The sequence below is a fragment of the Limnohabitans sp. genome (assembly GCF_044361645.1).
GTDB lineage: Bacteria > Pseudomonadota > Gammaproteobacteria > Burkholderiales > Burkholderiaceae_C > Limnohabitans_A.
Genome location: NZ_JBIKIL010000142.1, coordinates 1 through 9081, shown reverse-complemented (window position 1 = coordinate 9081; position 9081 = coordinate 1). Strand labels below are relative to the sequence as shown.

Annotated in this window: 9 protein-coding genes, 1 pseudogene and 1 riboswitch; of the genes and pseudogenes, 4 read left to right on the top strand and 6 right to left on the bottom strand. The window is 61.1% G+C overall.

Annotation, left to right across the window (positions count from 1 at the left end; translation table 11 throughout):
• Positions 1-135: 135 nt before the first annotated feature.
• A pseudogene (locus ACIQ39_RS17040) lies at positions 136-258 on the top strand (XRE family transcriptional regulator); the annotation flags it as partial.
• 128 nt (positions 259-386) lie between these two features.
• Here the strand turns inward: ACIQ39_RS17040 and ACIQ39_RS17035 are convergent.
• The 5 genes from ACIQ39_RS17035 to ACIQ39_RS17015 are packed head-to-tail and all read right to left on the bottom strand — an operon-like array spanning position 387 to position 5842.
• Entirely contained in the window at positions 387-1151 is a 765-nt protein-coding gene (locus tag ACIQ39_RS17035; protein WP_396435791.1) for an ABC transporter ATP-binding protein, read from the bottom strand.
• Positions 1148-2167: a FecCD family ABC transporter permease gene (locus ACIQ39_RS17030; RefSeq protein ID WP_396435790.1), complete on the bottom strand. Its 1020-nt coding sequence runs from the start codon at positions 2165-2167 to the stop codon at positions 1148-1150. Before ACIQ39_RS17030 ends, ACIQ39_RS17035 begins: the two co-directional genes overlap by 4 nt.
• Complete coding sequence (locus ACIQ39_RS17025) at positions 2164-3168, bottom strand: ABC transporter substrate-binding protein (protein WP_396435789.1); 1005 nt, start codon at positions 3166-3168, stop codon at positions 2164-2166. Before ACIQ39_RS17025 ends, ACIQ39_RS17030 begins: the two co-directional genes overlap by 4 nt.
• Positions 3161-3964, bottom strand: a complete 804-nt coding sequence (locus ACIQ39_RS17020) for a cobalamin-binding protein (protein ID WP_396435788.1) — start codon at positions 3962-3964, stop codon at positions 3161-3163. Before ACIQ39_RS17020 ends, ACIQ39_RS17025 begins: the two co-directional genes overlap by 8 nt.
• A gap of 9 nt (positions 3965-3973) precedes the next feature.
• Positions 3974-5842: a TonB-dependent receptor plug domain-containing protein gene (locus ACIQ39_RS17015; protein WP_396435787.1), complete on the bottom strand. Its 1869-nt coding sequence runs from the start codon at positions 5840-5842 to the stop codon at positions 3974-3976.
• Between the two features lie 67 nt (positions 5843-5909).
• Positions 5910-6157: riboswitch (cobalamin riboswitch) on the bottom strand.
• 84 nt (positions 6158-6241) lie between these two features.
• Here ACIQ39_RS17015 and ACIQ39_RS17010 point away from each other — a divergent pair.
• From ACIQ39_RS17010 to ACIQ39_RS17000, 3 genes are all read left to right on the top strand, one after another.
• On the top strand, positions 6242-6469 hold the full coding sequence (locus ACIQ39_RS17010) for a DUF904 domain-containing protein (protein WP_300555934.1): 228 nt from the start codon (positions 6242-6244) through the stop codon (positions 6467-6469).
• Positions 6466-6822 (top strand): cell division protein ZapA, encoded by a 357-nt coding sequence (locus ACIQ39_RS17005; RefSeq protein WP_396435786.1) that lies wholly within the window; start codon positions 6466-6468, stop codon positions 6820-6822. The genes ACIQ39_RS17010 and ACIQ39_RS17005 overlap by 4 nt, the downstream gene beginning before the upstream one ends.
• Before the next feature lie 294 nt (positions 6823-7116).
• Positions 7117-7932, top strand: a complete 816-nt coding sequence (locus tag ACIQ39_RS17000; RefSeq protein ID WP_396435785.1) for a sulfite exporter TauE/SafE family protein — start codon at positions 7117-7119, stop codon at positions 7930-7932.
• A gap of 48 nt (positions 7933-7980) precedes the next feature.
• Here ACIQ39_RS17000 and ACIQ39_RS16995 read toward each other — a convergent pair whose 3' ends face one another.
• Positions 7981-8736 carry an SIMPL domain-containing protein gene (locus ACIQ39_RS16995; RefSeq protein WP_396435784.1) on the bottom strand — a complete coding sequence of 252 codons (756 nt, stop codon included), beginning with the start codon at positions 8734-8736 and terminating at the stop codon, positions 7981-7983.
• Positions 8737-9081 lie beyond the last annotated feature (345 nt).

Below are 9081 nucleotides of genomic sequence, written 5' to 3'. Positions count from 1 at the left end.
CCCAAAGAAGGCCTGTGGTTTGCCCCGCACCTGCAGATGAAAGAGGTGCGCATGAAGCAAGGCGAGCCCATGCCCGGGCAGGCCATCGGCATCACCGGGGGGGTGACTTGGTATTTCAAGGGCTGAGGCTTGCTTAACTTCACCAACCTGTCCGAGCGCAAGCTGATGGATTGCCTGACACGGCTTGGTTATGACATTGAAATCAAAGTCCGACGCGCAAAGGCTGAGGTTGGGCATTTGATGTTTGCTGTCGCCTGATATTGCAGGGCTTCGCGTGACAAACAACGGCCCGAATACCACCCCATCAAATGCAGCTGACGCACCCAGCGCTTGGATTCATCTGGCCGGCCTGCAGGCTTTGGTGGCACGGTCTGCACTTGCACCGCTCATACCCGAGGCAACACCACCCATTGACCCTTGAGTGCATGGATGCGGATGCGGTGTGCAAACACCGATTCGATGGCCGCGTGTGTGGCCGCATCCCCGGCTGCGCCGTGGTGCACCACTTGGCCCTCATGCATGACCACGATGTCATCGGCGTGCAAGGCCATGCCGATCTCGTGCAGCACGCTGACCACCGTGGTGCCTTGCGCCAACAGGCAATGCACTTGCTCGAGCCAGTCCACTTGGTGGGGTGGGTCGAGGTTGGTCAAGGGTTCGTCCATCAGCATCAGGGGCGCGTTGCCCGCCAGAGCGCGGGCCAGCAGCACCCGCTGGCGCTCGCCACCCGAGAGCTCGCCCAAGGGGCGCTCGCGCCAGTCCCAGGCGTGTGTGGCTTTCAAAGCAGCCTCGACCATGGCCTGGTCTTGTGCGCTGGGGCCGTCCAGCCAAGTTTGGTGCGGCAAACGGCCCAGCATGGCCACGTCCCAGACACGCAGGTCCGGCGTGCTGGCCTCGCCCTGGCCCAACCACGACAGTTGCAAAGCCCGCTGCTGGCGTGTCAACGTCGAAAGCGCTTGGCCCTGCCAAAGCACTTGCCCGGTGTGCGGCAACAAACCGGCCAGCGCTTTGAGCAAGCTGGTCTTGCCCGCGCCATTGGGGCCAAGCACGCAGGTCCAGCGCTTGGCGGCGATGCACAGGTCGATCTGGTGCAAAACCCGCCGACCGGCCAGCGTGGCCCCCAAGCCCTGGGTTTGCAGGGCGATGCTCATCGAAGCCTCCCGTGCTCGGCGTCGCGGTACACGCGCCACAACAAGTAGCCGCCGCCCAGCACCGCCGTCAGTACGCCCACTGGCAGCTCTTGCGGTGCCCACAGCAGGCGGGCCAGCACATCGGCCAGCGCCAACAAGGCCCCACCCATGAGGGCCGACAAGCCCAAGCGCCAAGCGTGCGTGCAGCGCACCAAAGAGCGCACCAGATGCGGCGCGGCCAAGCCCACAAAGGCCACCAAACCGATGTGCGCCACCGCCGCCCCGGTGGCCAAAGACAGCACCCCAACCAACACCAGGCGCGCCAACGGCAAGGGCACGCCCAGGCTTTGCGCGGTGGCCTCGCCCAGGCTGAGCGCATCCAGCACGCGGGCAAACGCCCAAGACAGCGCCCAGCACAGGGCCAACACAGCGGCCATGGTGGCGCAAGCGCCCCCGGTCACAAAAGCGGTGGAGCCCAACATGAAGCCCTGCATGGCTTGCAGCACCTGCGGCTGCAAAAGGGACAGCAAAGACGTGACCGCCCCCAACACCACCCCCACCACCACGCCCGCCAACAACAAGCGCAGGGTCTGTTGCACGCCGCGCGCCAACACCAGCGTCAGCAGCACCGCCAACACCGCCCCCGCAAAAGCCGCAGCCGTCAGGCCAAAGCCCAGCCAGCCACCCAAGGCCCACGCACTGCCGCCCAGCACGCTCCAGTAAATGCCCACGCCCAAAGCCGCGCCCGAGGCACTGCCCAACAAATACGGGTCGGCCAACGGGTTGCGAAACAGGCCCTGCGCCACCGCCCCGGCCAAACCCAGCAAAGCCCCGCCCAGCCAAGCGCCCAGGCTGCGCGGCAAGCGGATGTCCCACACGATCTGGCGCGACACCGCGTCGCTGGCAGGCGACACCAACTGTTGCCACCCGTTCAGTTGCCACCCTTGACTGCCCACTGCGGTGCCCAGCCAGACCACGGCCAAGCCCAAGGCCCCCAGCAACACCGCCCAACGCGCAGGGCTGGCGTGGGCGCTCACCGCAAGGCCCCGCTGAATGTCTTAGCGGGCAAGGCTGGCGCTGGGCTTGTGGTTGAGGCAGAAGGAATCGAGGGGGTGGGGGTGGTTGTGGCCGTCGCCGTGCTTGCGGCGATGGAGGCTGCGGCACGGTTCAGGCAGTCGGCCATCAAGCGCGCGCCCTCGGCCATGCGCGGGCCTGCCCGCACCAGCATGTCAGACTCTTCGGGCTTGAAAATGCACAGGCGATCACCCTGCATGGCCCGCAAGCGGCCCCAGCCCGGGCGCTGCGCCATGCTGGCGCGGCTGCTGTCGCCGGCCATGATCACATCCGGCTGGGCTTGCACCACCCACTCGGGGTTGACCTGCGGAAACGGCCCCATGGACGCGGGCAAGATGTTGGCCACGCCCATGCGCTTGAGCGTCTCGCCCATGAAAGACGATTCGCTCGCGCCGTAGGGTGCAGGACTGACCTCCACATAAACCGCTTGTTGCCGTGCCGCCGGACTGAGCGAGGCGACCGCCGCCTGCACGCCCTGTTGGATGCCTTGCCAGACCTTGTCGCTGTCAGCTGTAGGCACATGCAGCGCCTGCGCCACCGTGCGCCACACACGCGCGGCATCGGCATGGGTGCGCGGCTCCAGGCGCAGCACCTTCAGGCCCAGCGCCTGCAGGCGGTCTGCACCCCGCGTGGAGCCTGCGGCCAGCACCAAGTCGGGCTTGAGCGCGACGATGCGTTCGATGTTGGGGTCCAAGCCGCCGCCCACGCGCGGCACGCTTTTGACCGATTCGGGCCAGTTGGAATAGCGATCAAGACCCACCAATTTGTGGCATTGCTGCAAGGCGCACACGGTCTCCGTCAGGGACGGCAACAAGCTCACGATGCGCTGCGGGGCCTTAGCCATTTGCAAGCTTTGCTGGCGATCGTCCAGCACCGTGACCGCCAGCGCGGGCTGAAAGCTGGCCAGAAACACCAGCGCCACACCGGTCAAGCTTGGAGCCCAAAAGTGCAAGCGCTCAGCCATGCAGGGCCTCCCACTGGCTGAAGATGCGGTGCATCTGGGCCACCCCATCGGTCAAGGCCGCAGGACCGGGCTGCAAAATATCGGCCGATTTGATTTCAAAAACTTGCCCGGTGCGCACCGCCGGCACGTCTTGCCAGCCCGGGCGGGCAGCGACTTTTTCAGGCCGAAACTTCTTGCCACACAAGGAGCCGATGATGACGTCGGGCGCACGCTGGACGATGCTGTCGCCACTGGCGATGATGCGGTCGCGCCCCATGGGCATGGCGGCCAATTCGGGAAAGATGTCGTCCCCCCCAGCGGTGGTGATCAGCTCCGAGACCCAGCGGATGGTGCTCATGTGGGGCTCGTCCCATTCTTCAAAATACACGCGCGGGCGCCGTTTGAAAGCGGTTGCGCGCTGGGCCATCGCATCCAAATCGGCGCGCATGGCGGCGAGTTTTTCAAGGCCTTGTTCGGCCTGCCCCACCATGGCCGCGACTTGGTAGAGCACCGAAAAAATCTCGTCCACGCTGCGCTGATTGAACACCGTGACCTGCACGCCGGCCTTGATCAACAAAGACGCGATGTCGGCCTGCAAGTCCGAAAAGCCAAACACGCAGTCGGGCTTGAGCGCCAAGATCTTGTCGATCTTGGCGCTCAAAAAAGCACTGACTTTGGGCTTTTCTTCACGCGCCCGGCGCGGGCGCACCGTGTAGCCGCTGATGCCCACAATGCGCGCTTCTTGCCCCAGCAGGTACAGCCACTCGGTGGTTTCCTCGGTGAGGCAGACGATGCGTTGGGGTAAGAGGTCTTGCATGGCTTGGACTCAGTGCTTCATTTTCCAGTTCAAACCCAATGTGGTGGTGCGTGGCAACTGGTTAAAGCCATACGCAGTCTGGTAGCGGCTGTCGGTCGCGTTGTCGACGCGGCCGAACAAGGTCCAGTCACGGCTCAGACCGTAACGCGCCGTCAGGTCCAGCAAGGTGTTGCTGGGCAAGCCGGGTTTGCCTTCAATGTCCGGGCGCGAACTGGTGTACCGCACACTGCCGCCCAAGGTCAACAAGCCCATCGATTGCGACACCGAGACCGAGGCCAGCGTTTTGGCCCGGCGCACCAATTGCTGGCCTGTAGCCTCGTTCACCGGGTCTTGCAAGGACAAGCTGGCACGCAAATCGGTCATGTGAAAGCGGCCGCTGTAGCTGGTTTCAATACCTTGGTTTTTAACGCGGCTGACGTTGCTGAACCGAAAGCTGCCCATGTCGTACAACAGCAGGTCTTTGGTCAGGCTGGAAAACCAGGTCGACCGCACGCGGTGCGGCCCTTGCGCCCACTGCACGCCCGCCTCTTGCGTGTTGGCGGTTTCAGGCCGAAGGTTCGGGTTGCCACTGTCTGGGTCAAACAAATAACCCAGCGGCGGCATGTTGAAGGCCGTGGCGTGACTGGCGATCAGCTTCCATTGGTTGTTGAGGTCGTAGCCGTAACCCAAGTACAGCGAGTCCTTGGCTGACAAGTCCTGAACATCATCACGTCGCAAGTTGAACTGCAAGCTGTGTGCCGCGCGCATGTAAATCAAACCGCCATAGACTGCATTGGCTTGACGTTCACGCGATAAGCCGGAAACGCTGTTAAAAGCCATGTCTATGCCTTGAGTCTGGTGATCAAGACCAGCCGACAAGACCATGGTAGGCAGGTCCCACTGGTGCGTCCACGACACCATGCGGGTGCGGGTTTGTGCCCGCGTGGTGAAGGAATAACCGCCCACGGTGGCGGTGTCGTTGCGCTCCTTGGCATCGGAGTAATTCAAACGGCTGGACCACTGCGGCCCCAGCCGCCCCGTCCAGTAAAGCGTTTGGCTGTCAAGCTGGGTACGGCCCTGGTGCACGTCGGTCGGCGCAGAAAAATTGCCCGGCACGTCGTAGTCAAAGCGGCCCTTAAAGTGGGTCGAGCGCAGGCCCAACTTGTGCTCGGGGCTGAGCTTGTAGGAAAGGTTCAGTGCGTAGTTATCGTTGCGGTAACCGTCCGCATCGGGGTTGGCATTGAGTGTTTGCGAGAGGTTCGCTGCATTGATGCCGTCGGTGCGCAGGTGCCCCACAGACACCGCATAAGCCAAAGGTCCGGCCGCACCGTGCGCGCCTGCATGCCAGCGCTGGCTACCCTGTGAGCCTCGCTCGGCGCTGGCGTAAACCGTGGACTGGCCCTGGCCTTGACGCGTGAACACTTGGATTACGCCCCCCACCGCGCCGCTGCCGTGGATGGCAGAGACGTTACCGCGCACAATTTCAATTCGGTCTACCTGGTCGAGCATGATGTGCTCCAGGCTCACGGCACCCGTAGTGTCCTGCTTGGTGACGGGCACACCGTCGACCAGCACGAGCACCTGCAAGGACGCCGCGCCGCGCAGAAATGCTGTGGCCTGCCCGCCCCGACCCCCCGTTTGAGTGAACTGAAAACCTGCCTCGCGAGAGAGCAAGGTGGGCAAGTCCAACAGCTGGGATTGCTCGATGGCATCGCGCCCGAGCACCGTGGTGTGGGGCAACACGTCGGTCAGAATTTGCTCAGTTCGGCTGGCAGTGACCACGATTTCAGCCCCCGCAGTTTGCGCCAGCGCCGCGCCGCTGACCAAGGACAAAAAGGAAAACGCAGGAGTGCAAAGTGCCAACGCAAAACGGCCCGCACGTAAAGAACGATTTTTCATTTGAAACAAACAAGTCAAACGCCCTCACCGCCTTCCCCGACAGTGCATGGGCTTTACAACCTGGCTTGCGACAGGTCACCTTGTTGGCCGGTATCCGGGCTGGCAGATGCGACCTTCACCACCTTCCCAGCTGCCTGTTTCAGGGCGGCCAGTGGTTTGAGGTGAAAGCTGGGTTGTTGTTTGAAGACAACCCGTCTGCTTACCGTTGCGGGGGCAGCGCAGGTTAGGTCGGCCTTGTCGGCGTGACCCTCCTGCTTCCCGTTGAACTGCGGACTGTGAACCAGTTCCGCGAGCACCAACAAGCCATCATTCTAGGTGCAAATCTGTCGGCAAACCCGCAAGGCCATGGAAGCGCGAGGCGCACGTTCTACAATGGGTGTCTTCTTTTTTCAGTTTGCCATGGCCCACTCCAACACCATCGATCAAATTGCCGAACGTGTGGATCACCTGTTGCTGCGTCACGAAGAGCTTCAGAGAACCAACGCGTTATTGACACAACAAGTGCAGTCCCTGACGACCGAGCGCGATCAACTCAAGTCACGTTTGGCTGCCGCTCGGGCCCGGGTTGATGCCTTGATTGAGCGATTGCCATCTTCTGCACCCACATCGCCTGAGGCCTCCGCATGAGCAACAAACAGATCGATGTCCAGATCATGGGCCAAAGTTACATTTTGGGTTGCCCTGCTGGCGGAGAAGAAGGCCTGCTGACAGCGGTACGCAAGGTCGATGAGGCCATGTGCAAAATTCGCGATGCCGGCAAGATCAAGGCACGTGACCGCATTGCTGTGTTGGCAGCCTTGAATTTGGCCTTTGAGCAGGTGGGCACAACCCCAGTTGAAGCCAGCACCAGCACCACCACCGCCGCCACCACCACCACCGCCGCCAGCAGTCCAGACCTGCCTGCGGACTCGCAAGCGCGTTTGAATCAATTGCTCAAGCGCCTGGACCAGGTCATCGAAAAGGATGGCCAGCTGCTTTGAGGGCTGGTTCATGCCGACTCACGCTTTGGCGGTCGCTGCGGCTCTTTTCATCCTGGGGCTGCAAACGCCCCGCTAAAGACCTACAATCCACCCTGTCTGCAGTGCACGCCGGGCTTTATATTTCCTTGAACCAATGCTCTTAGAGCCCGGGCTTGGAACATCGTCTGGTGAGCGTGATCATCTCGCGTCAGATGAACCCAACGCCAGTCTGCCCTTGCCCACCTGAACCCCGGTTCAGGATGCCGGTCCGGTGGCACTTGCAGACACCTTCTTTTTTCATCTCCCCATCCCCCCATGATCATTGAACCTCTGCTGCTGGCCGAATTGGCCATTCTTGGCCTGTGCACGGGCTTTTTGGCAGGCCTTTTGGGCATTGGCGGCGGCATGATCATGGTGCCTTTTTTGACCTACATGTTGGATGCGCGCGGGATCAGCCCTGATCTGGCTGTCAAGATGGCGATCGCCACGTCCATGGCCACCATCATTTTCACCAGCGTGTCGAGCGTGCGCGCTCATCAAAAGAAAAAAGCGGTGCGTTGGGACTTGGTCAAAGGCTTGGCACCCGGCATCGTGATCGGCAGCTTGATTGGCAGCTTGGCTGTGTTTGCCTTTGTCAAAGGCACGTACTTGGCATTGTTTTTCGCTGTGTTTGTGGGTTTTTCAGCGACCCAAATGTTTTTGGATAAAAAACCTGCGCCCTCGCGCCAAATGCCGGGTTTTCAGGGTTTGTTGGGCGCGGGCGGGTTGATTGGTTTGTTGTCCGGCTTGGTCGGTGCAGGCGGCGGCTTCATCAGCGTACCCTTCATGGCCTGGTGCAACGTGGCCATGCACAACGCGGTAGCCACCAGCGCAGCGCTGGGGTTTCCCATTGCTTTGGCTAACGTGACCGGCTACATCGTGAGCGGGCAAAACGTGCAAAATTTGCCCGCCTACAGCTTTGGATTTTTGTGGTTGCCCGCTTTGGTGGTGATTGCGTTGTGCAGCGTCTTCATGGCCCCAGTGGGTGCCGCCACTGCACACAAGCTGCCTGTTAAGCAACTCAAACGCGTGTTTGCCAGCGTGCTCTATTTGTTGGCCGCTTACATGCTTTACAAAGGGCTGTGGGCCTGAAGTTGGCAGCTTTTTGCTGGGCGTGCTGACATGGCGCGCCCAAGGTCCTCAGCGCATCGAGATGCTGCCTGCAACGTTCACCACCACGCGCGATTTGCCCGCCAAGGTGGGCACGGTGCTCGGTGTGGGTTCATCCATTTGGGCCATGGCCATGCGCGCCATGGTGGCGCCCGCTTGCAAACTTTGTGAGTCTGATGTGCTCACGCGCACCTCTCTCAGTGTGTACGCCGCAAAGCCAAATTGCTGGGTCAAGGATTGCGCTTTGCTTTTAAAAAGGGCCACCGCCTCGGCCTGAATGCGTGATTCGGTGGCGCTTTTTTGTGCAGGGCTGAGTTGCCAAAGCGTCTGTGACACCGTCAAGTCTTGCAGCTTGCTGGCCAGTCTGGCGATTTGATCTCCGTCACGGCCCTGCATGACCCATTGGGCTGTGCCCATCCAAGCATTCACCTTGCCATCACGGTCATAACGTGGTGACACATTCATCGCACCCGTGCTCAATTCAAGCACGTCGGTTTTGGCCATGGGTTTGGCAAGGGCCATGGCTGCAGACAAGACATCATTGAGCTGTTGTTGAACAGCCATGGCCTGCAAGCCTTCTTTTTGCACCGACAGGGTCATCACCAACCAGTCTTGCGCCACATCGGTCTGAGCCGAAGCGCTCAGGTGCACAATTTGATGGGGTTCGGCATGCGCCGCGGGCGGCACAGCCAGCCCAGATGCAAAAGGCGCTTGCGCAAAAGCAGCGGGCATGGCCAGCGCCGTCAACAAAGCCAGCGCCCTTGCAGGCAACAAAGTGGGTGTCATGTGGACTCTTCTGTGAGATGGGCTGGCCAAGGGTGTGGCCTGCAAGCAAGATTCAAAAAGTGAGCTGACTGCAAAAGCATGTCATTTTGGGGGCATCTCGGTTTCAGTGCAAAAGCCCCGCCTTTGCCCAAGTGCACAAGCTGTTGAGCCAGCCCTGTGAAGTTGAAGATGGACGAGGCCAAGCCGCTTATTTCACACATCGCCTTTTGTCTTCGTCGTCCCAGCCCCGAGCCGGGGTCTAGTACATCGTTCCATTAAAACCAATGCATATTAGGCGACACCGAGGTCGAACTTGTTCCAACGAAACACCACTGGCGATGCATTGATCTCTGCTATGCCTTTGAG

Excerpts from the sequence above, each read along its gene's own strand:
- ACIQ39_RS17035 (WP_396435791.1), bottom strand. The coding sequence starts at position 1,151 with ATGAGCATCGCCCTGCAAACCCAGGGCTTGGGGGCCACGCTGGCCGGT.
- ACIQ39_RS17025 (WP_396435789.1), bottom strand. The coding sequence starts at position 3,168 with ATGGCTGAGCGCTTGCACTTTTGGGCTCCAAGCTTGACCGGTGTGGCG.
- ACIQ39_RS17020 (WP_396435788.1), bottom strand. The coding sequence starts at position 3,964 with ATGCAAGACCTCTTACCCCAACGCATCGTCTGCCTCACCGAGGAAACC.
- ACIQ39_RS17015 (WP_396435787.1), bottom strand. The coding sequence starts at position 5,842 with ATGAAAAATCGTTCTTTACGTGCGGGCCGTTTTGCGTTGGCACTTTGC.
- ACIQ39_RS17010 (WP_300555934.1), top strand. The coding sequence starts at position 6,242 with ATGGCCCACTCCAACACCATCGATCAAATTGCCGAACGTGTGGATCAC.
- ACIQ39_RS17005 (WP_396435786.1), top strand. The coding sequence starts at position 6,466 with ATGAGCAACAAACAGATCGATGTCCAGATCATGGGCCAAAGTTACATT.
- ACIQ39_RS17000 (WP_396435785.1), top strand. The coding sequence starts at position 7,117 with ATGATCATTGAACCTCTGCTGCTGGCCGAATTGGCCATTCTTGGCCTG.
- ACIQ39_RS16995 (WP_396435784.1), bottom strand. The coding sequence starts at position 8,736 with ATGACACCCACTTTGTTGCCTGCAAGGGCGCTGGCTTTGTTGACGGCG.